24 protein-coding genes and 1 pseudogene are annotated in these 26945 nt (G+C 62.8%); 24 read left to right on the forward strand and 1 reads right to left on the reverse strand.

Features of this window, described 5'->3' with window-relative positions:
• The first annotated feature begins 17 nt into the window (after positions 1-17).
• The 10 genes from Q8R81_RS06425 (at position 18) to Q8R81_RS18375 (ending at position 11651) form a co-directional block, all read left to right on the forward strand.
• Positions 18-161 carry a hypothetical protein gene (locus Q8R81_RS06425; protein WP_011415058.1) on the forward strand — a complete coding sequence of 48 codons (144 nt, stop codon included), beginning with the start codon at positions 18-20 and terminating at the stop codon, positions 159-161.
• A gap of 1 nt (position 162) precedes the next feature.
• Positions 163-1587, forward strand: coding sequence for an aldehyde dehydrogenase family protein (locus Q8R81_RS06430; RefSeq protein ID WP_067678632.1), 1425 nt, complete (start codon positions 163-165; stop codon positions 1585-1587).
• 76 nt (positions 1588-1663) lie between these two features.
• Positions 1664-3298: a GMC family oxidoreductase gene (locus Q8R81_RS06435; RefSeq protein WP_082657348.1), complete on the forward strand. Its 1635-nt coding sequence runs from the start codon at positions 1664-1666 to the stop codon at positions 3296-3298.
• Between the two features lie 129 nt (positions 3299-3427).
• Positions 3428-4972, forward strand: a complete 1545-nt coding sequence (locus tag Q8R81_RS06440) for a class I adenylate-forming enzyme family protein (protein WP_026108915.1) — start codon at positions 3428-3430, stop codon at positions 4970-4972.
• A gap of 66 nt (positions 4973-5038) precedes the next feature.
• Positions 5039-5833, forward strand: coding sequence for an enoyl-CoA hydratase/isomerase family protein (locus Q8R81_RS06445; RefSeq protein WP_054525391.1), 795 nt, complete (start codon positions 5039-5041; stop codon positions 5831-5833).
• Between the two features lie 43 nt (positions 5834-5876).
• Positions 5877-7115 carry a thiolase family protein gene (locus Q8R81_RS06450; protein WP_011415063.1) on the forward strand — a complete coding sequence of 413 codons (1239 nt, stop codon included), beginning with the start codon at positions 5877-5879 and terminating at the stop codon, positions 7113-7115.
• A gap of 37 nt (positions 7116-7152) precedes the next feature.
• Positions 7153-8298: an acyl-CoA dehydrogenase family protein gene (locus Q8R81_RS06455; RefSeq protein ID WP_011415064.1), complete on the forward strand. Its 1146-nt coding sequence runs from the start codon at positions 7153-7155 to the stop codon at positions 8296-8298.
• Positions 8299-8403: 105 nt separating this feature from the next.
• On the forward strand, positions 8404-9306 hold the full coding sequence (locus tag Q8R81_RS06460; RefSeq protein ID WP_054525393.1) for an SDR family oxidoreductase: 903 nt from the start codon (positions 8404-8406) through the stop codon (positions 9304-9306).
• A 197-nt stretch (positions 9307-9503) separates the two neighbouring features.
• Positions 9504-11237 (forward strand): TonB-dependent receptor, encoded by a 1734-nt coding sequence (locus tag Q8R81_RS06465; protein WP_369815409.1) that lies wholly within the window; start codon positions 9504-9506, stop codon positions 11235-11237.
• A gap of 96 nt (positions 11238-11333) precedes the next feature.
• A complete protein-coding gene (locus Q8R81_RS18375; RefSeq protein WP_371135316.1) occupies positions 11334-11651 on the forward strand; it encodes a hypothetical protein in 318 nt (105 codons plus the stop codon).
• Between the two features lie 164 nt (positions 11652-11815).
• Here the strand turns inward: Q8R81_RS18375 and Q8R81_RS06470 are convergent, their stop codons facing one another.
• Entirely contained in the window at positions 11816-12865 is a 1050-nt protein-coding gene (locus tag Q8R81_RS06470) for a LysR family transcriptional regulator (RefSeq protein WP_011415069.1), read from the reverse strand.
• A 32-nt stretch (positions 12866-12897) separates the two neighbouring features.
• Here Q8R81_RS06470 and Q8R81_RS06475 point away from each other — a divergent pair, with 32 nt between their 5' ends.
• From Q8R81_RS06475 to Q8R81_RS06540, 14 genes and pseudogenes are all read left to right on the forward strand, one after another.
• Positions 12898-14043 carry a CaiB/BaiF CoA-transferase family protein gene (locus Q8R81_RS06475; protein ID WP_041685272.1) on the forward strand — a complete coding sequence of 382 codons (1146 nt, stop codon included), beginning with the start codon at positions 12898-12900 and terminating at the stop codon, positions 14041-14043.
• Positions 14044-14525: 482 nt separating this feature from the next.
• Entirely contained in the window at positions 14526-14852 is a 327-nt protein-coding gene (locus Q8R81_RS06480; protein ID WP_017499963.1) for a helix-turn-helix domain-containing protein, read from the forward strand.
• A gap of 86 nt (positions 14853-14938) precedes the next feature.
• A complete protein-coding gene (locus tag Q8R81_RS06485; RefSeq protein ID WP_066113774.1) occupies positions 14939-15685 on the forward strand; it encodes a LuxR family transcriptional regulator in 747 nt (248 codons plus the stop codon).
• A gap of 92 nt (positions 15686-15777) precedes the next feature.
• Positions 15778-16392, forward strand: coding sequence for an acyl-homoserine-lactone synthase (locus Q8R81_RS06490; protein ID WP_058454899.1), 615 nt, complete (start codon positions 15778-15780; stop codon positions 16390-16392).
• Positions 16393-16397: 5 nt separating this feature from the next.
• Complete coding sequence (locus Q8R81_RS06495; protein ID WP_082731460.1) at positions 16398-17279, forward strand: phytanoyl-CoA dioxygenase family protein; 882 nt, start codon at positions 16398-16400, stop codon at positions 17277-17279.
• 30 nt (positions 17280-17309) lie between these two features.
• Entirely contained in the window at positions 17310-17618 is a 309-nt protein-coding gene (locus tag Q8R81_RS06500; RefSeq protein WP_082657684.1) for a helix-turn-helix domain-containing protein, read from the forward strand.
• 34 nt (positions 17619-17652) lie between these two features.
• Entirely contained in the window at positions 17653-18132 is a 480-nt protein-coding gene (locus Q8R81_RS06505; protein WP_369815587.1) for a S26 family signal peptidase, read from the forward strand.
• A complete protein-coding gene (locus tag Q8R81_RS06510) occupies positions 18120-18761 on the forward strand; it encodes a lytic transglycosylase domain-containing protein (protein WP_058454896.1) in 642 nt (213 codons plus the stop codon). The genes Q8R81_RS06505 and Q8R81_RS06510 overlap by 13 nt, the downstream gene beginning before the upstream one ends.
• A gap of 69 nt (positions 18762-18830) precedes the next feature.
• Positions 18831-19271, forward strand: coding sequence for a hypothetical protein (locus Q8R81_RS06515; RefSeq protein WP_137775485.1), 441 nt, complete (start codon positions 18831-18833; stop codon positions 19269-19271).
• A gap of 516 nt (positions 19272-19787) precedes the next feature.
• Positions 19788-20591, forward strand: a pseudogene (locus tag Q8R81_RS06520) (ArdC family protein); the annotation flags it as partial.
• 163 nt (positions 20592-20754) lie between these two features.
• Entirely contained in the window at positions 20755-22104 is a 1350-nt protein-coding gene (locus Q8R81_RS06525) for a site-specific integrase (protein WP_305616611.1), read from the forward strand.
• Positions 22101-23888 (forward strand): hypothetical protein, encoded by a 1788-nt coding sequence (locus tag Q8R81_RS06530; protein WP_021224414.1) that lies wholly within the window; start codon positions 22101-22103, stop codon positions 23886-23888. The genes Q8R81_RS06525 and Q8R81_RS06530 overlap by 4 nt, the downstream gene beginning before the upstream one ends.
• Entirely contained in the window at positions 23885-26047 is a 2163-nt protein-coding gene (locus Q8R81_RS06535; protein ID WP_021224413.1) for a hypothetical protein, read from the forward strand. The genes Q8R81_RS06530 and Q8R81_RS06535 overlap by 4 nt, the downstream gene beginning before the upstream one ends.
• 169 nt (positions 26048-26216) lie before the next feature.
• Positions 26217-26921: an ArdC family protein gene (locus tag Q8R81_RS06540; protein ID WP_305616613.1), complete on the forward strand. Its 705-nt coding sequence runs from the start codon at positions 26217-26219 to the stop codon at positions 26919-26921.
• Positions 26922-26945 lie beyond the last annotated feature (24 nt).

The raw sequence follows: 26945 nt of genomic DNA on the forward strand, positions 1-26945 counted from the left end.
CAGACCGAGGAGTATCCATGATGCGTTCCACCGGCAACGGTCCCTCATTCATCGGCACGGCGTACAGAATCGAGCGCGCTGCGATCACTGAGATCGGCGCAGCTGAAAGCACCGCCCAGGCGAGCAGCGCCGAGCGGCCGGCGCGCCTCCGGACGATTTAACGTGGATGCGTCTTGGAACAGAACTGAGCTGGAACGAATTTTCGCGACCCAACGCGAAGGGACGCGTGAGCAGGTTTCGCGCAGCTACGAAGAACGCATGGACCTGCTCGGGCGCCTTGGCCGGATATTTGAGCAGCACAGAGACGAATTGGTCGATGCCGTTGCCGCCGATTTCGGCATTCGATCCCGCTACGAGACTATCCTGCTCGACCTGATGCTTGGCATATCGGAAATTAAATTTGCGCGCCGCAATCTGAAGACGTGGCTGAGGCCGCGGCGGGTGAAGACTGACATCTTCGGCCTTCCCGGTTCATCGCGCCTGGTCCCCCAGCCCCTAGGTGTGGTGGGCGTTCTCGGCACGTGGAACTATCCGCTCGGCACCATATTCGTTGGCGCGGCCGGTGCATTGGCGGCCGGCAACCGCGTGATCGCAAAGCCGAGCGAAGTTTCCGCCAACGCCGCCGAAGCCAGCGAGCGGCTTGTGCGCCGGTATTTCGCCGAAGAGGAATTCGCGATTGTCCAGGGCGGGCCCGACATGGCACAGGCGATGACGGCCCTACCTTTCGACCATATTCTCTTCACCGGTTCACCCGCGGTTGGCCGCAAAGTCTATGAAGCGGCGGCTGCCAACCTTACACCTGTTACTCTGGAACTTGGCGGCAAATGCCCTGCCATCGTGGGCAAGGGTGCATCGCTTGCACAAGTCTGTGAAAGCTTAGTGTTCGGCAAGCTGCTCAACGCCGGCCAGACCTGCATCGCCGCTGACTATGCCTTCGTCCATGTCGATCAGATGGAAAGCTTCGTCGCCGCACTCCGCGCTCAGGTTGCCAAATGCTACCCCAACGCGGCAAGCAACCCCGATTTCACCAGTATCATCAATGACCGACAGTTCGCGCGGCTCCAAGGTTTGCTCGATGATGCCGAAGCCAAGGGCGCGACGGTGCTCAACCTCTCGGACAACGGCGATGGAACGCTTCCTGAACGGCATCGGATCGTGCCGTTGGCGGTTCTCGACGTTACCGATGACATGGCGATGATGCAGGAGGAGATTTTCGGACCGATCCTGCCGATCATGCCATATCGCTCCGAAGACGATCTCATTCGCTACGTAAACCGGCATGAGCGCCCGCTGGCGCTCTATTATTTTGGCGACGAAAGTGAGGAACGGCGCAAGATCATTTCCGAAACGCACGCTGGCGGCGTGACTCTCAACGGCACGGTCATGCACGTCTTCCAGCGCCGGCTGCCTTTCGGTGGCATCGGACAGAGCGGCATCGGTGCCTATACCGGCGTCGCCAGTTTCGAGCGCTTCACTCATTACAAGCCGGTGTTCTCTCAGCCGAAACTCAGCCTGCTTGGTCAACTTCTGCCACCCTATTCGAGCAAGACCGAAGGACTACTCAACATCTTCGAAAAGATCCTCTGACGTGGCTGCGGCGGTTGATGCTGGCATGTTGCATGACGCCGGGTCGCCAGCATGGGTCGAATGACAAGGGAAGCAAATGGCTGACTATGTAATTATTGGAGGTGGGTCGTCGGGCGGCGTTATCGCCAGCCGGTTGTCCGAGGACCCCGATGTCACCGTTTGCCTGCTCGAGGCAGGCGGCCCAGGCACCTCGCCGCTTGTGTCCACGCCCGGCGCTTTTGCGGCGCTGATCCAAGACTATCGGATCAATACGCTCAACTGGCGGTTCAACACCGACCCTTCAAAGGCGCTCAACGACCGCCGCCTCTACAATCCGCGCGGGAAGATGCTGGGTGGATCGAGCGGTATGAACGGGATGGTCTATATCCGCGGCGACCGGTCGGATTTCGACCACTGGGCCGAACTCGGCAACGACGGCTGGGGTTACAACGATGTCCTGCCCTATTTCCGCAAGGCTGAGAATAATGAGCGCGGTGAGGATGAGTTTCACGGCTCGTCGGGACCGCTTCACGTATCCAACGGCAAGCGCGAATTCGATGTCTATGATGCTTTCATCGAGGCGGCGACTGGACTGGACCATCAAGCCAATCCGGACTTCAATGGGGCCAGCCAGGAAGGTGTCGGCATCTATCAGTTTACCGTGAAGGACGGGAAGCGCGCCAGCGTGAAGGCGTGTTACCTTGATCCGGTGATGGGCAGGCGCGGCAACCTCCGCGTCGAAGTACATGCCCGCGTCCATCGTATCAGGTTTGAGGGCAACCGCGCGGTGGCAGTCGAGTATTCCCAGGACGGGCAGTTGAAGACGATCCCGTGCGAAAAGGAAGTCATTGTCAGCGGCGGCGCCTATAATTCGCCCCAACTGTTGATGCTTTCCGGTATCGGACCGCGTGATGAGTTGGAGAAGCATGGAATCGAAGTGATTCATGATATTCCCGGTGTCGGCCAGAATCTTCACGACCATCCTGACCTGATGCTGGTCTACCAGTCGAAGAAGCGGCTCGGGATCGCACTCAATGTCGTTGGCGCGATCAAGACCGTGCGAGACCTATTCCAGTATCTCACGCAAAGGAAAAGCTGGCTGGCATCGCCGCCCACGGCTGCAGGCGGTTTCTTGCGATCCGCGCCGGGGCAGAACCGGGCGGATTGCCAGGTCCATGTCGTGCCGCTCGCCTATCGCGACCATGCGCGCGACTACAAGCTGATGACGAAATGGGGCTATACGATCATTCTCAATATTGGGCGCCCAAAGAGCCGCGGCTGGGTTGCCTTACATGACTCAAACCCCGAATCCGATCCCAAGATGGACCTCAATCTCTTGAGTCATCCCGACGACCTCAAGACGTTGCGCAATGCCTTCCGTGTCGTGCAGGAGATCCTGCATTCGGATCGCATGAAGGCGATGATGAAACGGCCTCTCTATCCTGACCGCTACCTTGAAACTGATGAAGAGATCGACGCCTATATCCGGGCAGAAGCCAATCATGCTTATCATCCGGTGGGAACATGCAAGATGGGCACCGACGAGATGGCGGTGGTCGACAACCGCCTGCGCGTTCACGGCCTCGCAAATATCCGCGTGGCCGATGCCTCGATCATGCCATCAGTCGTCAACGGCAACACCAATGCAACCTGCATCATGATCGGCGAGAAAGCCGCCGACATGATCCGGCACGATAATATGAGCAGCAAGAATAGCATCGCAGAATATTGAATTGGACGATTGGATCAATGCTGCAGACACAGATGCTTACGAAAAGAAGTCCGGAGAGGCCTATCGCATGTCAGTTTATTATGTGTCGACTGCGCCATTGTGGGCGAGCGCCTTAGAGGAGCGCGGCTGATGGACGTCCGTACGCAAATACGTCGCGCCGCACGTTATTTCGCCCAGCAAGAGGCTCTCGTTCACGGCCACAGGCGGTTGACTTTCTCGGAAGCCTGGTTGCGCGGCGTGAAGCTCGCAAATGCTCTTGCGGAGTGCGGCCTTCAACCGGGTGACCGGATTGCTACGCTGGAGAAGAACTCCATCGAGGCCGCCGACATCATACTGGCGGCTGCCATTGGAAACTATACGCGTGTTCCTCTCTATGCGCGCAACCGATGTGAAGCGCACGCCCATATGATCGCGAGTACCGGATCTCGGTTGGCGCTGGTCGATGAGGCATTGGCTTCGGAGTTGGCGGGGCTGGATGCCCAAGCTCCGACGCTTGAGCGGATCATTATCCGCGATCACAACTATGAGAATTGGTTGGCGACAGCCTCGGACCGGGATCCCGATCCCGTCGTCGCGCCGGAGGACTATTGTGTCATCCGCCACACCGGCGGCACGACGGGCAAACCCAAGGGCGTTGCCTATCGGCACCGTTCATGGATGACGATCTCCGCCGCATTTTTCAGCATCGGCCCCCAAGTGGCTCCAGGGGATGCCATTCTGCATGTCGGCCCGTTGTCCCATGCATCGGGCTTCCTGTTCGTGCCGGCCTGGTATTGCGGCGCCCGCAACGTGATGATGGACGGCTTCGATCCAGCGTCCTTTCTTGACACTCTCGAGCAGGAACGGATCAGCCATGCCTTTGTAGCCCCCACCATGCTCAATGCCATAGTGCATCACGACGGGGCATATGGCCGCCACTTTCCGAATTTGAAGTTTCTGCTGAGTGCTTCAGCGCCGATCTCCGAGCCGACGCTTCGCAAGTCGTGCCAGATATTCGGGAATCATGTTCTTCATTCGGGCTATGGACAGACCGAAATCCTGCCCATCGCGTCTATGGGGCCCAACGAGTGGTTCGGCGAATTTGAAGGTTCTGCCCCAATTCGGGCGGTCGGACGTCCCATGAGCGGCGCCGATATCGAAATCCGTAACGAGGACGGAAAGGTGCTGGGACCAAACGAGCCCGGCGAGATCGTCGCACGGTTCGAAAATGGCCAGATGGAGGAATTCTGGAACGATCCGGAGGAAACCGCCCGGCGCATGGAAGATGGCTGGGTCAAAACCGGCGATGTCGGCATGATCGACACAAACGGATTTTTGTATCTGCTCGATCGCAACAACGACATGATCGTGTCAGGCGGCTTCAATATCTATCCCACCGAAATCGAAAACGTAATTGCCGACCATCCCGGTGTACTCGAGGTCGCGGTCTTTGGCGTGCCCCATGAAAAATGGGGTGAAACGCCGCTTGCAATGGTGCGTGTCAAGCCCGGAGCACAAATCACGGAGACCGAGATAATAGATTTGGTGCGCCAGCGTCTGGGCTCCGCAAAAAAGCCAAGCAAGGTCGTTTTTACCGCCGAGCCACTGCCGTTGAGCAATGTCGGAAAGGTGCTTCGTTCAAAGCTTCGAGAGCCCTATTGGGCGGGCCAGGACCGGCGCATTTCGGGGGCATGACCGACGCAGCCATCCTAGCCACATCCTCTATTCCGGTGACCGCCTGCCGGCGCGCGGGAGACTGCAATGGATTATGAATACATCCTGGTTGAGCAACGCGGCCCAGCGCTTTGGGTGACCCTCAACCGGCCGGCAGCGTTGAACAGTCTGTCGTTGGCTTTGGCCGAGGAACTAGCCGCAGCGATCGAGGCAGCGGAAGCAGATGCGACGGTGCGCGCTTGCATTCTTACCGGCGCCGGACGGGCGTTTTGCGCTGGCGCGGATCTGCTCGCAATTGGCGATGGAACAGGCGGACAAACTCTCGCCGAACGCTTAAATCTGTTTCTGCCGCGGCTCGGTCAGGCTTTTAACAGGATCGAGACGTCGCGCCTTCCGATAATTGCGGCGGTCAACGGCCTTACGCTCGCCGGCGGCTTGGAACTGGTGTTGTGCTGTGATCTCGTCATTGCCGCGCACCCGGCCAGATTTGGCGACGCCCATGCAAATTACGGCCTGTTGCCCGGCGGTGGAGGGTCGGTTCGACTCCCTAGGAAGATCGGCGAAGCGCGTGCGAAACATCTGATGATGACCGGCGGGACCATCTCGGCTGCCGAGATGAAGGAAGCCGGACTCGTGACCCAACTGGTTGCTCCCGAGGATCTCATTGCGGCAGCGCAAGCGCTGGTAGAATCTCTTGCAGAAAAGAGCCGGCCAGGGCTCGCCTACATGAAGCAGCTAGTCCGCGCTGCGCAGGATAGCTCGCTCGAAGTCGGGCTGCGTCAGGAACTCGAAGCCATGGCTGCTTACGCCTTGTCCAACGACATTGTCGAAGGACTGGCGGCATTCCGGGAGAAGCGGAAGCCCGATTTTTCCGACCGGTGAGACCTGATCGGATGCGGAACACATTGGAAGAATGGATCAACGAATGACCGACATATTCGTCATGGGGGTTGGGATGACCCCGTTCGGAAAACAGTTCGACAAGAGCCTGAAAATGCTCTGCGCCGAAGCTTCGTCGCAGGCCTTTTCCGACGCAGGATGCACCGCCGGCGATGTCGAAGCCATCTTCTTCGGCAATTGCGTCCAGGGGCATATGGAGGGCCAGGACATGATCCGCGGCGAAATCGTGGCGCGAGCGATGGGCATCTCAAGCGTTCCCGTGGTGAATGTCGAAAACGCATGTGCGACGGCTTCCACGGCCTTGCACATGGCCGCCGCCTATGTTCGATCGGGGGCAGCGGATGTCGTACTCGCGCTCGGCGCGGAGAAGATGTACTCGCCCGACAAGGCGCTCATGTTCAGTGCATTCGATGGCGCTTGGGACGTGCATGAAACCGAGTCGGGCCGCGCGCAGCTGCTGGCCATGGGCAATGGCGTCGATGTTCCGGAAGGAACGACATCGAGTCAGCCTTACAGCGTTTTCATGGATGTATACGCCGCGATGGCACGCGCGCACATGAAGACCTACGGCTCGACGCAAGCGCAAATCGCGGCCGTCTCGGCGAAAAATCACATGCATTCGACGCGCAATCTGCTTGCCCAGTATCGCCTCCCATATACCGTCGAAAGTGTACTCGCTGCGCCTCCGATCGTTTACCCGTTCACACTGCCGATGTGCTCTCCGATCAGCGACGGCGCCGCCGCTGCGATCATCTGCAGCGAAGCCGGTCGGCGCAAACTGTCGGCAGCCCCGGACAGGGCGCTAAGAATCCTGGCGTCTGTGCTGCAAACCGGCGCCGCGCGCGATCCCTTTGATTATGACCACCATGTCAGCCGCCTTGCGGCGAACCGGGCCTATGCGATGGCCGGCGTGGGGCCAGAAGATATTGGCGTCGCGGAGGTGCATGACGCCACGGCGGTTGGCGAGATCATTGAAATCGAGGCGCTCGGCCTGACGCCGCCTGGCGAGGGCGGACTCGCGGCAGAGCGCGGTGAGACGGCGCTGGGTGGGCGTATTCCGGTAAACACGTCGGGCGGGCTTGAATGCAAGGGACATCCGATCGGCGCCACCGGGCTCGGCCAAATCTACGAGCTTGCGCTGCAATTGCGCGGCGAGGCGGAAGATCGACAGGTTCCGAATGCCCGGTTCGCGATCGCGCAGAACGGCGGAGGTGTCATCGGGGTGGAAGAGGCGGTGGTCGCCGTCACGATCCTGGGCCGGTAGTTGTCAGAGCGCGCCTAGGGAAACACGGGGTCACGATATGAACTTTGAGCTGTCCGATGAACAACGCATGGCGGTGGAAACCGTCCGCCGCTTTCTCGACAACAAGCTTGAGCCGGAAATCCGCCGGCATGGGGAGCGGTTCATCCCCAAACCGCTCATGAAGGAATGGACTCAAGCACTGACCGGCTATGGCCATATTACCGCACCGCATCAGGAGCAATGGGGCGGGCTTGATATGGGATGGCTCACTCATCTGCTCATTTTCGAGGAGATCGCCTATTCCTCGCTCGATGTGGCCATACCCGGCTTCATCAACGCGGTTGGCGCAGAACTCATCCGCCGCTTCGCCCCGGAGACGATCAAGCAACGCTATCTTGCCGACCTCGTCGCGGCCGAGAAGTTCGTTTCGCTCGGCATCTCGGAGCCCGATGTCGGCTCGGACGTCGCCGCCATCAAGACACGCGCCGTACGAGACGGCGATTTCTGGGTCATCAATGGCGAAAAGACCTGGATCACCAACGGAGCCTACTCGGACATCTTCATCTGTACGTGCAAGACTGGCGAAAATGAAGTCACTCACATCCTGGTCGATCGTGACGAGAGTGAGTATGAGGTGCGCGATATCCAGAAGATGGCGCTCAACGGCCAATCGACTGCACAGATATTCCTGACCGAATGCCGCGTACCGGTGGCAAACACGATCGGCCGGGTCGGCGATGGATTGCGCAATACGTTGCAAGTGTTCGAGATTGCCCGCTGCCATATGGCGATGTGGAGTATCGGCATCGCACGGCGAGCAATGGATGAGGCGATCGCGTACGCTCGCGATCGCGCGCAGCATGGCAAGAAGATCGCCGGCCATCAGCTGATCGCCGACAAGATCGCCATCATGGCGACCAAGATCGACGCAGCCCGTCTGTTGACGCACCGGGCAATATCCCTCGTCCAGGCGGGCACGCGCGCAGAGACGGAATGCTCGATGGCCAAGTGGTACGCCACCGAAATGGCGATCGAAGCGACGCGCGATGCGCTTCAGATCCATGGCGGCAACGGCGTCACCCGCGAATTCATCGTCGAGCGGCTGGTGCGTGAGGCGATCATTTGCCCCATCCCCGATGGCACGACGGAGATTCAAAAGCTTGTTGTTTCGCGCGCCCTGACCGGCATTCAAGCCTTTCGGTAAGGCTCAGACGAAAACGACAGCGTCGACGGAAATGGAGCCGCGTGCCTGACTCGCACAGGATCAAATGCGCAGATGCGTCGCTCAGGTAAAAGAGGCAGACAAGCGATGGACGAAGAGCTTCGTTTCGATGGCAGGGTAGTGGTTGTGACCGGAGCCGGAGGCGGACTTGGGCGCCAGTACGCGCTGATGTTTGGCGGGCGCGGAGCCAAGGTGGTGGTGAATGATCTGGGTGGCGACGAGAAAGGGAGCGGCAGCTGCTCCACAGCCGCTGACAATGTGGTCGACGAAATTCGAGCCACGGGCGGTCAGGCGGTGGCAAATTATGCGTCGGTCGAGGAGGGCGCGCTGATCATCCAAGCCGCGCTTGACAACTTCGGAACCGTTGACGTCGTCATCAACAATGCCGGCATCCTGCGCGATGTGAGCTTCCACAAAATGACCGACGAAGACTGGACACTGCTTCAGCGGGTCCATCTGAATGGGACGCGGGCAGTGACGCAGGCAGCATGGCCGATACTGCGCGACAAGGGCTATGGCCGCATCGTCATGACCACGTCTGCAGCCGCAATCTACGGCAACTTCGGTCAGGCCAACTATGCCGCAGCCAAGCTCGGAATATTGGGGCTTGCGAACGCGCTGGCGGAGGAGGGGCGGTCCAGAAACATCCAGGTTAATACGATCGCCCCAATCGCCGCATCGCGTATGACCGCGACCGCCTTTCCACAAGAGTTTCTCGCCAATCTCAGAGCGGAAGCGATCAGTCCATTGGTCGGTTGGCTTGCGCACGAGAATTGCAGCGAAACCAAAGGGCTTTTTGAAGTTGGAGCCGGCTATATCGCCAAGCTTAGGTGGGAGCGCGCGCTTGGGCACGCCTTCGGAGCGGACAGGGCGTTCACGCTCGATGATGTCGCCCGGCACTGGGGTAGAATTGTCGACTTCACGGATGCCGAGCACCCGCTCGGGCTGAATGACAGCCTTGAGGCGGTAGAACGGGCGCTGAGAGCGTAATCAACCCAATGAATTACCATGATATTTTTGAGCGGCCGTCGGGCTGCCGATGGCGTCGTGCCGCCGCCAGATATCGATGAGCAGCAGGAATAGTTCTGCAGCGAATTGAATTGGACGACGGCCCTCAAATGCCGCCAAACGGCATGAACTACACAATATCTCCTGGGAAGAGAGGATCAGCCATGAGAGGATGTCTATTGGCGTCTGCCGCGTTGTTGTGCTCGGGAACAGCATTTGCCCAGGAAGCAACGCCCCAGGCGAACGACCAAACCGGGAGCGCCACGGAAGCGCTGGCTGAGGACATTGTCGTTACCGCCACCAAAAAGGGCTATGGCGAAAGCGTGCAGAAAGTACCGATGGCGGTCACGGCTTTTGGTGAAGCGCAGTTGGATGCCAAGTTCGTCCAGAATCTTCAAAGTCTGAGCTACGACGTTCCCAACGTCCAGCTCGAGGATGTGGGTACGGCACCGGGCTATGCCAATTTCACTATCCGGGGCCTCGGCATCAACAGCACGATCCCATCGATCGACCCCACCGTAGGCGTTTTCACTGACGGTATTTACCTCGGCATCAACGCTGGTGTCGTGCTGGACAACTTCGACCTTGAGGGGATCGAAGTTCTGCGTGGACCGCAAGGCTTGCTTTTCGGTCGCAACGTTACCGGCGGTGCCGTGGTTGTGCGGACCACACGGCCCAGCTTCGATTTTGGAGCCAAAGCCAAGCTATCCATTGAAACGGGACTGAAGAAGACCGTAAGCGGCACGGTTACCGGACCTATCGTCGATGACGTTTTGGCTGCCAAATTGGCCGTCTACTACAGCGACGACAATGGCTGGTTTCGCAACCGCTTCGACAATCGCAGCTTCGGTAAATCACATGACCTTATCATTCGCCCGGCACTTTCGCTCAAGGGTGGCGACCGCTTCCGAATGGATCTCCGCTATGAGCATGGCGATGTCGAAAGCGATGGAGCCCCTGTCCAGAGTCACGCGCTGTTTCCCCGCGACAGCTTCAGGTTTTCGATCAATTTCCCAGGTTTCTATGATGCCAAATGGGACCAGGCGATCGTGGAAACCAACATCGATGTCGGTCTGGGCGGAGGCGTCTTCACCAACATCGCTGGCTATCGGAAATTCCGATCCTCCGCGGGCGCTGATATCGATGGAACACCACAGTCCTTCTTTCATGCCTTTTTCGAAATCGACCAGGATCAGCTCAGCGACGAACTTCGTTATGCCGGAAGGTTCGGTGACGTCGAATTGACAACCGGTCTATACTATTTTTCCCAGGATCTTCGTTACGCCGAGCTGCGGAATCTTTTGGGCGGTGCTCGGATCGTTTCCGGTGGGGGTACGCAAGACCAGACAACATGGGGCATTTTTGCTTCGACCGACTGGCATTTCACCGATACGCTGACCTTGAATCTCGGCGCGCGGTATAGCTGGGAACGCAAAGCCGTTCGGGTCTCGGCCTTGCGCGCAAATGGTTGCAATCTAGACACGCTGATCTGTGCAACCAATTTCGCCGACGCGGCAAAATGGCGAGGGTTTACGCCGAAAATCGGCCTTCAGTGGAAGCCGGATGACGACACGCAGATTTATGGCCTTTACACGCGCGGGTTCCGCAGCGGCGGATATAATTTGCGCAACACCGATCCCGCTGTGCCGCCGGGGCCATTCAATCAAGAGACCCAGGACAGTTTCGAACTCGGCGCCAAGAAGCAATTCGGGCGCCACCGGATCAACCTGGCGGCCTTCTACAATCGCATGAAGGACCTGCAGCGCGAGATCAACCTGCCCGGACCGCTTGGCGTCAGCCAGGTCATACGGAACACCGCCGACGCCACAATCAAAGGCGTCGAGGCCGAGGGGCAGTTTTTTCTTTTGTCCAACCTCGTGATTTCGGGTCAGCTCGGCTACGTGAATGGCTAGTATCGCAACGTCCAGTTCGACCTCAGCGGTGATGGCGTCATCAACGATGTGGATCGTGCGCTCAAATTGCCAAGGCTGTCGCCATGGACCTATGGCGTGGGGCTGACTTATGATCAGCAGCTTGGCGAATTGGGGACAGCAACGGCGCGTGTCAGCTTCACGCATCGCGACAAGGCGGCATTCACCGACAACAACGTCGGCTTCCTTCAGGGCGCCGATATGCTCGATGCGAGCCTCACATTGGCGACCGACAACAAGCACTGGCGCTTCTCCATCTATGGCCGAAACCTCCTGAATGAGGTGACGATTGGCGGCGATACACCTTTGCCGGCGGCCTTCGGGGGCACGGGTGCAAGCCTTTCACCGCTAAACAGGGGGCGCGTCATCGGCGGAGAAGTGGCGATTAGCTTCTAGGCCATTTTCGAGGCGAGTGGAATCACCCGCCAACTCGGAAAATGCCCAAGATCAATTTGCTAGAGCATTTCCTGCCGGAAAGCCGGTTCCCACTTCTGCGCGAAATGCTCTAGCTGATCGCGACGGATGCAGCGGATTTCCGATCGCACCCCGCCCCCTTGCCGTTAATCCGATGGTGCGGTGCGCCATGCCTGACGAACAAGGCTGACGAGCGCACGGCCAGCCGGTTTTACCTGCCAGCGGCTACGCACAGCATAACAAAGCGTCAATGGATCGAATAAACCGATTCCCTCCAAGGCCACGAAATTGGCGCGAAACCATGAGTTCTCGGTGAACTGTTTTGCAACCATCCCGATAGCATCGGATGTGGCAACGATCCGTCGAACCAATTGAAAATAGTCTGTCATGTGGATCCAGTCAGCGGGACGCTTACCGCTTTTTTCGTACATCTGCTGAATGATCGATGTGTAGGGTTCGGAAGATGAGGGCACTACGAATTCGAACTGGACCAGCGGCTCCTTGCTGGTCGGGTTTATCCCCAGAATGGGATGATTGTTCCGCACAAAAGGCAGTATTTCGATCGAGGCGACCCGCTCGCACTTGAATTCCGGCCAGCGTGCAAAGGCCGCTTCAAGTCCAAAGGCGACATCGATATCGCCGCGCGACAGGAGTCGCACGCCCCTTTCGCTGTTGCCCGAAACGACTTCGACGCGCACTGCCGGATGGCGCCGCAGCAAAGAAACCAGAGGTTGGGTGAGCAACCAGTCGATTGACCCTGGGAACAGTCCGATTCGAAGCGGGCCCGCATAGGCGTCGGCGCGGCGGGCTGTATCTCCGAGTAGTTCAGCTGCGTCGGCAAGCAAGCGCGCTGCGCGATCGATAAATTCGCGTCCCTCCTCTGTCGGCATCGCGCCCCGTGAGGTCCGATGGAAAAGGGAATAGCCAAGATACCGTTCGAGTTCAGCGACACTCTTGGTCACCGCCGACTGCGTGACACCAACCGCATCCGCTGCCCTGGAGAAGGAACGAAGCTGACCAACCGCGACGGCATGCTTGAGGCGAGAATCGAGCATGGACATGCCCCACAGGAATAATTGCTCCAGAGAATGAATTAGGCGAATCAAGGTCATTTTGCCAATCTTACTTTCGACACTGCCGCCCAGCACGACTGCAACCCGTCTCGAAATCTGGAGCGGCGAAACGGCCTGGATCAAAGCGCCAAGGTCTCAGACGCAGGTATGCCTGAATGACGAAAACTGGTCCGCTTGCAGGCCTCAAAATACTCGAAATTGCGGGCATCGGCCCGGCGCCGTTTTGCGGAATGCTGTTGGCCGACCTTGGCGCCGATGTCGTCGTCATTGAACGCGTAAGCCCTAACTCCGAAAATATCGATCTTGGCAGCGGCGCCATTGTGAACCGCGGGAAACGTGTAATTGCCTTGGATCTGAAGTCCCCCGAAGGCGTCGCGCATGTCCTGGATCTCGTCCAAAGGGGCGATGTACTGATCGAAGGCATGCGGCCTGGGGTGATGGAGAGGCTCGGCCTTGGTCCCGAGGTTTGCCTAGCGCGTAACCCCCGCCTTGTATTCGGTCGCATGACGGGTTGGGGGCAGCAGGGACCTCTCGCCCAAGCGGCCGGCCATGACATCAACTATATCGCGCTGTCAGGAGCCCTTTGGTATGCTGGGCATCCTGGTGAACCGCCAATGGCGCCGCCAAGCCTGGTAGGCGATATTGGGGGTGGAGCGCTTTATTTGGCCATCGGCGTCCTCGCAGCGGCAATGCACGCCCGGGATACCGGGAATGGGCAAGTGGTTGACGCCGCGATCGTCGATGGGAGCGCTCACATGATGAACTTGCTCCTGAGCCTGAAGGCCGCCGGCCAGGTTGCCAGCATACGCGGCTGCAGCATCCTTGACGGCCCTCACTGGTACTCGACCTATCGGTGCGCCGACGGGAATTTCATCTCAGTCGGATCACTCGAGCCCAAGTTCTATGCGCTGCTTTGCAAAAAGCTGGGGTTGGCCGGCGATAGCAGTTTTGACGACGGCTATGATCGTGATGCCTGGCCCGAGCTCAAGCAGCGTTTTAGCGAGATATTCGCCATGCGGACACGGGAAGAATGGCGCGCACTGCTGGAAGGCAGCGATGCCTGCTTTGCCCCCGTGCTTGATCCGGACGAAGCGGCGCGCCATCCTCATATGGCAGCGCGAGGCGTCTATCGGGAGATCGACAATATCCTTCAGGCAATGCCGGCGCCACGTTTTTCGGGCTCGTCACTACCGATCCCCGGACCGATCCCGCTGCATCATGAAGATCCGAGTACAATTCGGCGGGGCTGGAGCAAACCGGACCGCTGCGGGATTACCGCCAGAACCGACTGTTGCGAGTAGTCGGTTGGCATGGTGGGCGGCCAGCGGCCCGACACGAACGGTGATTTCATAACTATGAACCAATGCGACGCTCCGCTTCGCTGCATTCAAATCAAAGGAGACAACGACACACAGGCACGTCAAACTATCCGATGATTCCTGTACGCCACGCCGGAACGGCGATTGCGGACGTGTCCACGGGACGTTGTTCGCATCGTGATTCGCTCGGCGCTTGAAATCAATGCTCGCCCCGGATGTGACGACGCCGATGGGATTTCCACTGCGGCGGCCACGGCCAATGTCCTGGCGTGAGGGCTTCGGTCATCGACCGATTCGACCGTCCGAATGCGGTCTTTTGGCGCGCCTGAGAATCCGCATCAGAGTTGAGTGCGCGTTGTTCGGGAATCTCATTTAAATATTTGTAAAAACGTAATAATATAGATAATAACTCCAACCTGTATCCAGTGTGGAGTAATGGTCGCAGGGCGTGAACTTACGCCCTTATGGATGCGTCGAAGTCCTTCAGTTTGAATCTCAGGAAATTGCGGCTTGCGATGCGCATCACGCAAGAAGCGCTCGCCCATGATGCGGGCACGAGCAGCTCTTATCTGAGTGCGATCGAAAATGGCCGGTCGAGCCCGACGCTGAAAGCAATGGAGCGGCTCGCGAAGGCACTCGGCGTCAATGCCGTCTATCTCTTGTCCGGCCGGATATCGATCTCGATCGTTTCGGACGACGAACTGGAAATCGGCGCGATACTGGCGCGCCCGGCGGTGACGCTCCGGCGCCATCCGCACAAGCCGACGGGGCGGCCGAGCAAGACCAAGTAAATCATCGGGGGCTGCACGCGCGTGGGCTGGAACCACGCGCCCGATAGACGCGCCCGCAACGCGCGCGTCGAAAGGAGTGCCCCTCGGTGCCGTTTCGCGACCTCGATGCCTATATTAAGCAGGCCAGGCGCGCGAACAGTGATCGCGAGCTGTTCAGTTGCAGCGAGGCCGCCGCACGCCAGCTCGGCCTCCCATGGCTCGCGATCGTCCAGAGCATGGCCTTCTTTCAGCCCGGTGGGCGATATTTCCGCATGGACAATTTCCAGAGCTGGGGCGACGTTTTCGTCGCCGAAGGCTATTACCGCGACGATCCCGCCTTGCTCGCGGCGCGCTCGACAAGCCGGGCGTTCGGCTGGCACGAAATGGAGCGACTGCTGGGCGGCTTCACGCGGCGGCAGGCGCGCATCGTGCGCGAAGCCGCGCGTCATGGCCTGCGCAACGGCCTCACCGTTCCGATTGGCGTCGCCGGCGAGCCGCCCGGATGCTGTACGTTCGCAACGCGCGACGGGCAATTGCCGCCATCGCATATCTGCCGGATCGCGACGCTGATGGCGAGCGAGGCTTTTACCGAGGCGCGGCGCTTGCACGGCTTTCCGGCGCGCCGCCTGGAATTGCCCCATCTCAGCCCAAAGCGGCTCGAATGCTTTCGCTTGGCGGCGATGGGCAAGAGCGACGTCGAGATCGGGATCATGATGCACATCGCGCCAACGACCGTGCGCACCTACATGCGCGACCTGCGCGAGCATTTCGGCATCTATTCCCGCGCGCAGCTCCCGGCGATCGCGCTCGCCTGCGGGATCGTCTGCATCGAGGAGATCGTCCCGCGCTTCTGAGTAGGATCGCCGCATCCTCAATATTGACGACTGTTTGAACTCCGCATCTCTGCTCCTTTTGCGACCGTTCACGTTGAACGGGAGCTACTGCTATGATCCATATTGTCCAAGGGTGCTCGCTTACCGATGCGCGCGCCGCCTCGATGTTCGAGGACCGCAAGACCCTGTTCGTCGATCTGCTGGGCTGGGATGTTCCGGTCGTCGGCGGCCGCTATGAAATCGACAGCTATGACGGCGACAAGGCGGTCTATCTGATCGCCACCGACGATGGCTGCATTCACCAGGGGTCGATGCGGCTGCTATCGACAGAGGGCGCGCATCTGCTCGCCGATCGTTTCGCGTCGCTCTGCGAGTGCGATGCGCCCCGGGGGGAGCAGGTTCGCGAGATTACGCGACTTTGCCTGCCGCAACGATTGGGCGCCCCCGGACGCCTGCGTGTCCGCAACCGGCTCATCTCGGCGATGGTCGATCATGCGCTCGGCAGCGGAATCACCATGCTAACCGGCGTCGTGACCGCTGCTTTTCGCGAGGAGGTTTTGGCGATGGGCTGGCGCGCAGCGCCGCTCGGCCCCGCGCGCCGCATCGATGGCGCGTTCCTTGGAGCGTTCCGCATCGAGATCTGCGCCGGTACGCCTGCGCTGCTGGCGTCGAACGGCATCTATGTGCCGGGTGCGATCACTCCCGATGCGGCGGCAAGAGCCGCGTGAAGGGAATGGCGATGCACGACCCCGCCCGCCTAGCCGCGATGCTGCTCGCCGACGGTTATGTCATTGTCGATAACGCCGTGCCGACCGAGCTAATCACCGCGCTCGAAGCCGAACTCGCACCGCGCTTCGTCGCCACGCCCTTTTGCGAAGGCGGATTCTACGGAGCCCGCACCAAGCGCTTTGGCGCGTTGTTGCGGCGTTCACGGCATATCGCCGGCCTTGTGCTGCACCCGATCATCTGCGGTATCGCCGAAACGGTGCTCGGGGAATGGTGCGATCGTATCGTTCTCAACCTCACCCAGGCGATCGAAATCCATCCCGGCGCGCTCGCGCAGGTGCCGCACCGCGACCAGGATCTCTGGGGCGGCGTCAAGACCGGGATGCACTATCAGATCAACGTCATCTGGCCGATCGATCCGTTCACGCTGGAGAGTGGCGCGACGCTGGTCTGGCCGGGCAGCCATCACGATGCGGCATCGCAACCGGGCGATGCACGTCCGGTCGCCGCCGAAATGCCACCCGGCTCCGCGCTGCTGTTCCTCGGATCGATCCTGCATGGTGCCGGCGCTAACCAGTCCGATCATGTGCGCCGCGCGGTCATCACCTCCTATTGCCTCGGATGGCTGCGGACGTTCGAGAATCAGTATCTCGTCTACCCGCCCGCCATCGCTCGAGCGTTCGATCCCGATCTGGCCGCGCTCATCGGCTATGCCCAGCATCGCCCCAATCTCGGTAATGTCGAAGGCCAGTGCCCATCGGTGCTGCTTTACCGCGACGATATTGACGGCCTCCCGGCGATCGACGCGCTGCTTCCCGGTCAGGCGGACATGTTGGACGCCTACGTCGCGGATCAGGAAGCGGCGCGTGCGGGCCTGATCGGCGGGTAACGCGGGTTCGTCGGACTAGACGCTGCATCCATGACACACGATCCGAACGACAAAGCAGGCGGCGGCGCACGAACACCGACCGAGGTGGCGCCGCCCGCTGTGAACGGTGGAGCTGTATCTTCGACCGCGGAGCGCGCCCGGCGGGCACGCGAACATTGCCCGTTCCTGACAACCAAGCAGGCCGCGTTCCATCTCGGCCTCGCAGCGGACACGCTCAAGAAGATGCGCCGCGAGCGGCGCGGTCCGTGCTGCCGGAAACACGGCACCGTCTGGCGCTACCATATCGACGATATCGAGGCCTGGTCGCGCGCGAACATGCGGGATGGCGGAAATGGCTAGGCTGTTACCCTCCCGTCTGCCGGTTCGGGCCTCCGTGCTGATCAGTGTTGGCGTCGCCGCGCTGACGGCGACGATCGCGCTGCCCCCGACGCCGCGGCTGGTCTGGAACGTGTCGGCCAGCGCGCCGATCGGCCTCTATGCCGTTGGCGGCCGTCACGACATCGCGGCTGGCGACATGGTGCTGGCCCGCGTGCCCGACCGCTGGCGCCGGCTCGCCGCCGAGCGGCGCTACATTCCGATCAACGTCCCTTTGGTGAAGCGCGTCGCGGCCGTGCCCGGCGACCGCGTTTGCGCCCGTGGTCGCGATATCTCCGTAAATGGCCGCCCAGTCACTGATCGCCGCGAAGCTGACGGCCGCGGGCGGCCGATGCCGCGGTGGAGCGGATGTGTGACACTGAGAACCGGTGCGCTGTTCCTCCTGATGGACAGCCCGGATTCGTTCGACGGGCGTTATTTCGGACCGACATCGCGCGGCGACGTCATCGGCGAGGCGCGGCTGTTGTGGCTGGGCTGAGGGTCGCCATCACCGCCTTGGCGCTGCTAGCGGCGGCGCCGGCTGGCGCGCAGTCGGTCGTTCACTGGCGGCCTTATATCGAGGCAGCCTCGGCGCGTTTCGGCGTGCCGGTAGAATGGATCGAGCGCGTCATGCGCGCCGAGAGCGGCGGACGCACGATGCTGGACGGTCGCCCGATCACCAGCCACGCCGGCGCGATGGGGCTGATGCAGCTCATGCCCGGCACCTGGTCCGAAATGCGCGCGCGGCTCGGGCTCGGGTCCGATCCACATAGCCCGCGCGACAACATATTGGCGGGGACGCTCTATCTTCGCCTGATGTATGACCGCTTCGGCTATCCCGGTCTGTTCGCAGCCTATAATGCGGGACCGGCACGCTATGCCGAGCACGTGCGGACCGGCCGCGCGCTGCCCGGCGAGACCCGCGCCTATCTCGCGAGCGTCGCCGGAGTGCCCGTCAATTCCCAGTCGGCTGTCGCGGCCGCCAGTGCAACGCCGCGTACCGCCAATGCCATCTTCTTCGCGATCGGCGACCGGCCCCCTGCCGGCCGGAGCGAAGCCGGCGCGGCCACGCTGTTCGTCGTGCTACGCGCAGGGCCGCCCGAGACGGCTGCGCCAGGCCGTCCGTAGTGAGCACCGATCCGGGCTTCATGCGGATTCGTGTTTCTGCTATGTTCCGAGGCTATGGAGTTGGTCGTCATGCTGCTCGGTCTGATCCTTTCCGCCACCGGCATCGTCCTCTTCGCCTGGGCGATGTTCCGGCTCGCCGTCTTCGCGCTCCCGGTCGGGCTGGGTGCGGCCACCTTTCTGTGGGCGGCGGGTGGCGAGCTGGGGCTGTTGCTCGGCCTGCTTCTCGGCCTCGTCGTCGGCGTCGCGGCCTTGCTGATCGGACGCATGCTCATCGCGTCACGGTTGCCGGTTCCAGTTCGCGGGGCGGTCGCTTTTCTCTTCGCTGTGCCCGCCGGGATCGCCGGCCACAGCGTCGTCTCCGGCCTGATGCATCTCGGCGGCGCGCGGCCGACCGCGACCGGCATCGCCGCGGCGGTCGGCGCGATCATCATCGCCAGTGCCGCCATGATGAGCCTGTTGCCCGCGATGACCGCTCGCACCGGTTCGCACGGATCCCCGCTGCACGGTTGATCCGCGGCGGGTCAGTCGGCCGAGTGCTCGCCTCCGCGTCACCGTCGCGTAAGGCGACCATGGCGAGAGTGCGTCAAGACGGCAGGGTCTGACCTGACGCATCCGGGTTTTTGGGCGCCTCGCGCCTGCGGCGCGACCGCCGCTCTATTCCGCTAGGCTCACATCCGTTCGCCAAGCTCCACCGGGCCACGCTTCGCGCGTCCCGGCCAAAGGTGATGATCGGACTGGCGGGATGCCGGAGCCTTGCTCCGGCCTGTCGTCGCCGCGCCTGACCGGCGCGGCGGCGTTTTTCGTTGGGCCTTCCCCTCGTCGCACGGGTGGACGGCGCTCCCTTCTGGGCCCGGCCCGGCGTCCCGCAAGCCGGCCCTCGACTGCGCTCGGGCTCGGCTCCTCCATTGCATTGCGGCCCTGCGGGTGCGGACCGCCTTCTGGCCGCGCCCGGCAGGTCGCAGTTCGCCGCCCACCCCCGCTCCGGGGGAGGCCCTGGGGTTTTTGGGGCGGTGCAGGAGGATAGCCATGCGCCAGAGCGGCAAGCATCGCGCGCGCGGAGAAGCTGGCAGGAGCCAGCCCCCGGCAGAGCGCGCCAATCTTTACGACGAGGTGACGAACCGGATCGTTGCCGAACTTGAGGCGGGCCGCGTTCCTTGGGTCCAGCCTTGGGGCCGCCCCAATGGTCAAGGCTTCTCCGCCGCCCCCGGCCTTCCGCGCAATGCGCTCACCAGCCGCAATTACAGCGGCGTCAACGTGCTCATTCTCTGGGGCGCGGTTATCGAGTGCGGTTATCCTTCGCAATCGTGGCTGACCTTCCGCCAAGCCCTTGAAGCAGGCGGCAACGTCCGCAAGGGCGAGCGCGGGACCACCGTTGTCTATGCCGACCGCTTCACCCCCGAGGCCGAGAAGGAACGCGCACGCCTGACCGGCGACGAGGCCCGCGCCGTGCCCTTCCTCAAACGCTTCACCGTGTTCAACGTCGCGCAATGCGAAGGCTTGCGCCCCGGCCTTGCCGCCGGCCCCGCGCCGCTCCCCGAACGCCAGATCGTGCCCGTCGCCGAAGCGGTTATTGCCGCATCGGGCGTCGATTTCCGCATCGGCGGCAACCGTGCCTTCTATGTACCCGCGCATGATTATGTGCAGGTTCCGCCGCAACCCGCGTTCTTCGAGCAGATCAACTATTATCGCACCGCGCTGCACGAACTGACCCATTCGACCGGCCACGCCTCGCGCCTCGACCGCAAGATTCTCAACCCGTTCGGCAGCAAGGACTACGCCCGCGAGGAACTGGTCGCCTTATCTGGACAGTCTGCGCCGTCCGCAACATTGCAGTAAGGTCGGCGATGGACGCCCACGGTAGGCAGTAATCAGGCTGGCCGTAGCGCTGACCCAAGAGCTGGCGGAGGCCAGCCTGATAGCTGCCGGGCCATAGCGCGCATCGGTGTGAAGGTCAGCTTCCGGGTGGGGGGTCCGGGGGGAGGGCTTCGCGCCGGTGTCGATCATTACTGTTTGCGAGCGTCGCGAGGCCAGGGGCCTCGATGCGCATGTGCCGCTGATCCAGCGCGACGACGCGCTCTACGATCCCGATCTGGATCGCTTCTTTCTCGACCTGCCGCTGTCGGGCGTCCGCTCGCGGCACTCGCTTCGCGCCTACGCCTATGATGTCGTAGTCTGGCTTCGTTTTCTCGATGCCTGCGGCAAGACCGTGTGGGCTGCGACCCGCGACGATGTCGACGCCTATCATCGTGAGCGACGCCGCGACGATGCCGATCACCGGATAACGGCGGCAAGCTGGAACCGCGCCGTCGCCAGCCTCGATCGCCTTTACCGTTGGGGCGAGCAGCAAGGGTTGATCGCCGACGCGCCGTTCAGCCGCCGCGCCGTGTGGCGACCGGCGCAAGGTGGCCGTCGCGGCATGATCGCGGCGCGCAACGATGCCTATGAACGTGTCGCCAGGCGATCGGATGTCCGGTTCGTCACGATGGAAGACTACCGCATTTTCCGCGAGGTCGGCCTGCGCGGGCTCACCCCTGACGGCACGGAGCGCCCCGGCGCTCGCGACCGTAATGGGCTGCGCAACGCGCTGTTCGCGGATCTTCTCGTCACCACCGGCCTGCGCCTCGAAGAGGCGTCGGGCTTGCTCACCGTCGAGCTCGCGGCGATCGACCGCGAGGACGGTGACGTCCAACAACTTTGGTTGCCCCTTCCGCCGCCGCTCACCAAGGGCGACCGCGGACGCAGCGTTCTGGTCCCACGCCGGCTGCTTCGTCAGATCGCCGCCTATGTCGCGGTCGAGCGCGCCGCGGGCGTGGCCAAGTTCGCCGCGCGCGACGGTGCGGCCAGCTTCGACCGACCGATCCCTGTCACCCGCGCCGGTCTCGACCGCATGCGCGATATCTGCACCCCGGAGGAACGATGCCGCCTGATCCTGTGCGACGAGGATGGAACGCCCCGCGAGCCGGCGGCGCTATGGCTGACCGAGGTCGGCCAGCCTGTCCGCCCCAACTCGTGGGAGGTGATCTTCACCCGCGCCTGCAAGCGGTGCGCACAGAACGGCTTCCCGCTGTCGATCAGCCCGCACCAGCTTCGCCACGCCTTCGCAGTCCATATGCTCGCCTTGCTGATCCAGCAGCGGCTGCGCGAAGCGGCATTGCCGGTGGGGCCGGTGGAGAGCTATCGGCTGATCCTGGGCGACCCGCTGCAACAGGTGCAACGCCTGCTTGGCCACGCCAGCCTCACCACCACCTATATCTACCTCGACCATATCGCGACCCGCGCCGATACGGTGGACGCGGCCGTCGAGGAGCTGCTGGCGTTACTGCCGGGGCCGCAAGGCGTATGAGCGGGCGTCCCCGCAAGGGCCGGCCTGTCGCCTTTGCGCCGATCACGCCGGAGCGATCGCAGCCCGATCCTGTGCTCGGCCTCAAGTTCACCATCGAGGCGCGGCATGGCGGAACGGTCCTAGTCGATATGACCGGGCTCGATCCTCGCCCACTCGCCATCGCTTTCGCCGGTGCGCTGCGTCGATCGGCGGCGCTCGGCGGCCCCATCGGTGCGGCCAGCGTCATCAAGCAGTATGTTCAGGTCTATCGCCACTTCTTCGCCTGGCTTGGCGATGATGCGCCGGAGGTGACCGGCGTCAACGACCTGCGCGCAGTCCATATCGATGGCTTTGCGTCCGCGCTCGAACGGCGTGGGATGGGCGCGATCCACCGGCACATAACGGTCGGCAAGGTCATCAACACGCTGCGCGCGATCGAGGCAGACCGGCCCGATCGGATCGCGCCCGACCTGCATGAGCGGCTGCGCTACACGCTGGCCACTTCGGCGGGCCGCTCGACCCCGCGCGATGCCTATAGCCCCTTCGTCGCCCGCGCGCTGCGCGACGCCGCGAGGGCCGATATCGAAGCGATGCTTCGCCGCCTCGGCGCCGACGACCGCACTGATGAGGGCGACCCTGTCGTCGCCAGGGCGCGCGCCGATGTCGAAGCGATCATCGCGCGGCAGGGCTTTATCGTCGCAGACCAGCCCGCGCTGAAGCGCCTCTATTTCATGCGCATGCGGCGCGGATTGCCGATCAGCACGCTCATCGACGACCTGCATGGCCGCCATCATCTGCTCGCGCGCGATCTGCCGGCGCTGCTCGTGCTGCTCACGCTCGATACCGGCCTCGAGCCGGAGTGCCTGAAGACGCTGACCGTGGATTGTCTCACCAACCCGCATGCCGGCACGGTGGAGCTGCGCTATCTGAAGCGCCGCGCCCGCGGTGCCGAGCACAAGAGCATGCGGGTCCGCGATGGTGGTAGCGGCACACCCGGCGGCCTCATGCGTCGCCTGATCGACGTCACCGCCGTCGCACGCGAGCATCTGACCGACGATTGCCTCTGGCTCTATCACAACGTTGGCGGCCTTCGCGCCGGCATCGTCGATCCCAAGTTCCAACTCGCCGCCTGGGCTCGTCGCCATGGTATCGCCGGCGATGATGGGAAGCCGCTCCATCTGCTGCTTTCCCGGCTGCGCAAGACCCACAAGGCGTTATGGTACACCAAGACCGAGGGGCATATGGCCCGCTTCGCGGTCGGTCACACCCGCGAGGTTGCGGCGCGCCACTATGCCGATCTGCCGTCGCTCCGGCCGTTGCACGAGGCGGCCGTCGCCGATGCCTTCCGCGCAGCGGTCGCTGCGGCGATGCCGACCGTGCTTCCACCCACCGCCGAGCAGGCGCTGCGCGAAGCGCCCGAACAGGTCGCGTCGCTGATGTCGGCTGATACGGTGGGTCCGGTGCTCGACGGCGAACAGGATGTCTGGCTCGCCGCCTGCGCGGGCTTCCATAGCAGTCCTTTCGCCGAGCCCGGTTCGCCCTGCGCGCAGCCCTTCTGGGGCTGCCTCGATTGTCCCAACGCCGTCATCACCGCGCGCAAGCTCCCCGCGATCCTCGCCTTTCTCGCGTTCGTCGAAGAGCAGCGATGCAGCCTGCCGGCGAGCGACTGGGCCGCCAAGTTCGGCCGCGTCCACACCCGGATCACGGTCCAGGTCCTGCCGGTCTTCTCCGATGCCGTTATCGCCGAAGCGCGCCGGCAGATGGGGAGCGAACGGCTCTATCTGCCGCCGGAGGCACGCGCATGACCACGCCCGTCCATGCCCTCGTGCCCGCGTTCGACGATCGCCCTGTGCTGGCGAGCGCGCCGCTCAAGGCGGGCCATGCCCGCGAGGAGCTGTCGCACGTCGGCGACCCGACCTGGGATCTCGGTCCCGCCGTCTTCCGCGAGAACGCTCGGCGCTGCCACGTCACCGTGCATTTCGACGTGCTCGAACATGCCGATGTGCAGGCGGCAATGCGCGCCTATCTCTACGCCCGCCTCAACGTCGGTCTTCCCGGCTACCACCCGAAGCTGCCGCCCGCCAGCATCCGACAGGCATTCAACCGGGCTCGCCGGTTCTTCGCCTTCGCGCGCGAGCGGCTTGGGCGGCTCGACCTGGGCCGCATCGATCAGGCGCTGATCGACGCTTATGCGCGCCACCTGCGGGATGATTCAGCGCGGCGCCCCGTCATCGTCGGCCAGCTCTTGCAGGTGGTCACCGATCTCTACCATCTCCGGGATCACCTGCCTGGAGGCGGTCTCGGGTTCGAGCCGTGGGCCGGGCAAGCGGCTGCGCGCGTCGCCGGATATCGGCATGTGCGCGAGAACCGCACCCCACGCATGCCGGAGGAGATTGTCACGCCGCTGCTCGCCTGGTCGCTGCGCTATGTCACGACCTTCGCGACCGATATTCTGGCGGCTCGGGTCGCGCTCGATCGGCTCGAGGCAGTCCGCGCTCGGCTGCTCGCCGCCGAACGCGGACTGCCTGATGCAGAGCGCCGCCTGCGGCAGCGCGCGCGCCTCGAGCGCTATCTCGCGCGCCGAGCCCGGCAAGGACGCGGCGTGCCCATCTGGACGACGGCACACAACGGCGCCACGCGCATCGATCCCCTCACCGGGGATGCAACCCCGCCGATCAACGCCCATCTCCTCCATTTGCATGCCGGCATCGATGCCGTCGCCGAGCCGGCCATGCATCTCATGCTCACTACCGGCGCACCGGATGTCATTCGCGAAGCGGTTGCATCGCTTGGTACCGAGGTCGGCGGCATGGACACGCCGATCTCGATCGCTCCCGAGAGCGGTCGGCCATGGCGTGCCCGCTTCGACGTGAAGACCCTAGCGATCGAGGAGCGGATGCTGCAGGCCGCCGCCTATATCGTATGCGCCTATCTGACCGGCATGCGCGACTGCGAGGTCCAGGCGATGCGGCGCGGCTGCCTCTCGATCGCGCGCAGCGAAGACGGCCTGATCGAGCGGCAACGCGTCCGATCGACCCTCTACAAGCGCCGATCGAGCGCCGGTGAGTCGGCGAGCTGGGTGACGATCGAACCGGTGGCCGAGGCGATCACGGTGCTCGAACGGCTGTCGGAACACGCGGCACGGAAGACTGGAAGCGACACGCTCTGGCCGGTGCTTCGTCCCCGCGCTGTCACCAAGACGCATCTGTCGAGCGAGGTGGTCCGCCAGCTCAACGCCTTCCGCGACCACCTCAACACCGTCTTCGGCAGCCCCGATGCGCCGGTCATCCCACCCGGCCCCGATGGCAAGCCGTGGCGCATCACGACGCGGCAGTTCCGGCGCACCATCGCGTGGCACATCGCCAACCGTCCGTTCGGCACCATCGCCGGCATGATCCAGTACAAGCATGCCTCGGTCGCCGCTTTCGAGGGCTATGCCGGGACCAGTGGATCGGGGTTTCGCGCAGAGGTCGAGGCGCAGCGCCGGCTCGGTCAGATTGACGATCTGCTGGACTATTTCGACCGGCGGCAGGGCGGCGCATCACTCGGCGGACCGGCGGGACCACGCATCGCGCGGACCCTCGACGATGCCGCCGTTAAGCTCGGGCCACTGCCCGCCATGATCGCCGATCGGGCCCGCCTGCGCGTCATGCTCGCCAGCGTCGCGCGCACCTTCCATGTCGGCCCGCTCGCGGATTGCTTCTTCGATCCCGCGACCGCGCTCTGCCTCAAGCGCGTGACGACCCCCGATCCCGCGCAGCCGCTTACCGCCCTGTGCGAACCGACCCGCTGCCCCAACGCCTGCATCACCGCCCGCCACAGACCGGCCTGGGAACGTGCGGCGGCCGATGCCCGGGCGCACTTACGCGAACGGCGCATCTCCGACCTCCAGCGTCAGGCGCTCCAGCGCGAGCTTGATCGCCTGACCGCGGTGATTGCCGGGATCGACCCTCCCGCGCCGTAGACCACCCCGGCTGTTGGCGGAGTCCTGCGCCGGTCGGCGCGCCCGCGCAACGGCTTCGCCGTCCTTCGCTTCGCTGCGGCCCTGACGGGTGCGCGAGCCCCCCTGTGCCCGGCGCGAACGGGCCTCCGCCGCCGGGGATGGTCCCCGGCGCGAGAACGGAGAACATATCATGTCAGCCTCACCACGCTCAGACGTCTACGCTCGCGTCACGCAAGCGATCGTCGACGCCATCGAAGCCGGCACCGGCACCTGGCGCATGCCGTGGCATCATTTTGGCGCCGACGTCACCCGCCCGACCAACGTCGCCAGCGGCAAGCCCTATCGCGGCATAAATACGATCTCGCTCTGGGCGGCCGCCTATGGCAGCGGCTACGCGAGCGGGGTCTGGGGCACCTATCGCCAGTGGCAGGCGCTCGGCGCGCAGGTCCGCAAGGGCGAGCACGCCAGCCTCGGCGTCCTCTGGAAGGAGTTTCGCGCGAAGGGTGACGACGCCGGCGGCGATGACGACCATCGACGGCTTTTCGCCAAGGCGTTCAGCCTGTTCAACGCCGATCAGGTCGATGGCTACGCGCCCGAACCGGCGCCGGACCTGCCTGAGAGCGAACGCCTCGCCGCCGCCGAAGCCTTCATCGCCGCGCTCGGCATCGATACTGTCTACGGCTCGGCCAGCGCCTATTATCATATCGCCGAAGACCGCATTCACATGCCGGATTTCAGCGCCTTCCACGATGCCCACGGCTTCTACGCCACCCACATTCACGAAGTATGTAACATCGCAAGTGTCCTCATTTCGAGGACAGTCAATGGCCTTTGCGCGCTGCTGTTGCCCAACCATCGCATGGCCTGCTGTGCGATTTCAGGACGGGAGTCCTGATCATGCGCAGCAAAGAACGCACCG

This window comes from Novosphingobium sp. (assembly GCF_030696665.1).
GTDB lineage: Bacteria > Pseudomonadota > Alphaproteobacteria > Sphingomonadales > Sphingomonadaceae > Novosphingobium.

Excerpts from the sequence above, each read along its gene's own strand:
- Q8R81_RS06455 (WP_011415064.1), top strand. The coding sequence starts at position 7,153 with ATGAACTTTGAGCTGTCCGATGAACAACGCATGGCGGTGGAAACCGTC.
- Q8R81_RS06540 (WP_305616613.1), top strand. The coding sequence starts at position 26,217 with ATGTCAGCCTCACCACGCTCAGACGTCTACGCTCGCGTCACGCAAGCG.
- Q8R81_RS06490 (WP_058454899.1), top strand. The coding sequence starts at position 15,778 with ATGATCCATATTGTCCAAGGGTGCTCGCTTACCGATGCGCGCGCCGCC.
- Q8R81_RS06480 (WP_017499963.1), top strand. The coding sequence starts at position 14,526 with ATGGATGCGTCGAAGTCCTTCAGTTTGAATCTCAGGAAATTGCGGCTT.
- Q8R81_RS06445 (WP_054525391.1), top strand. The coding sequence starts at position 5,039 with ATGGATTATGAATACATCCTGGTTGAGCAACGCGGCCCAGCGCTTTGG.
- Q8R81_RS06460 (WP_054525393.1), top strand. The coding sequence starts at position 8,404 with ATGGACGAAGAGCTTCGTTTCGATGGCAGGGTAGTGGTTGTGACCGGA.
- Q8R81_RS06425 (WP_011415058.1), top strand. The coding sequence starts at position 18 with ATGATGCGTTCCACCGGCAACGGTCCCTCATTCATCGGCACGGCGTAC.
- Q8R81_RS06535 (WP_021224413.1), top strand. The coding sequence starts at position 23,885 with ATGACCACGCCCGTCCATGCCCTCGTGCCCGCGTTCGACGATCGCCCT.
- Q8R81_RS06475 (WP_041685272.1), top strand. The coding sequence starts at position 12,898 with ATGACGAAAACTGGTCCGCTTGCAGGCCTCAAAATACTCGAAATTGCG.
- Q8R81_RS06530 (WP_021224414.1), top strand. The coding sequence starts at position 22,101 with ATGAGCGGGCGTCCCCGCAAGGGCCGGCCTGTCGCCTTTGCGCCGATC.
- Q8R81_RS06495 (WP_082731460.1), top strand. The coding sequence starts at position 16,398 with ATGGCGATGCACGACCCCGCCCGCCTAGCCGCGATGCTGCTCGCCGAC.
- Q8R81_RS06450 (WP_011415063.1), top strand. The coding sequence starts at position 5,877 with ATGACCGACATATTCGTCATGGGGGTTGGGATGACCCCGTTCGGAAAA.
- Q8R81_RS06500 (WP_082657684.1), top strand. The coding sequence starts at position 17,310 with ATGACACACGATCCGAACGACAAAGCAGGCGGCGGCGCACGAACACCG.
- Q8R81_RS06515 (WP_137775485.1), top strand. The coding sequence starts at position 18,831 with ATGCTGCTCGGTCTGATCCTTTCCGCCACCGGCATCGTCCTCTTCGCC.
- Q8R81_RS06440 (WP_026108915.1), top strand. The coding sequence starts at position 3,428 with ATGGACGTCCGTACGCAAATACGTCGCGCCGCACGTTATTTCGCCCAG.
- Q8R81_RS06435 (WP_082657348.1), top strand. The coding sequence starts at position 1,664 with ATGGCTGACTATGTAATTATTGGAGGTGGGTCGTCGGGCGGCGTTATC.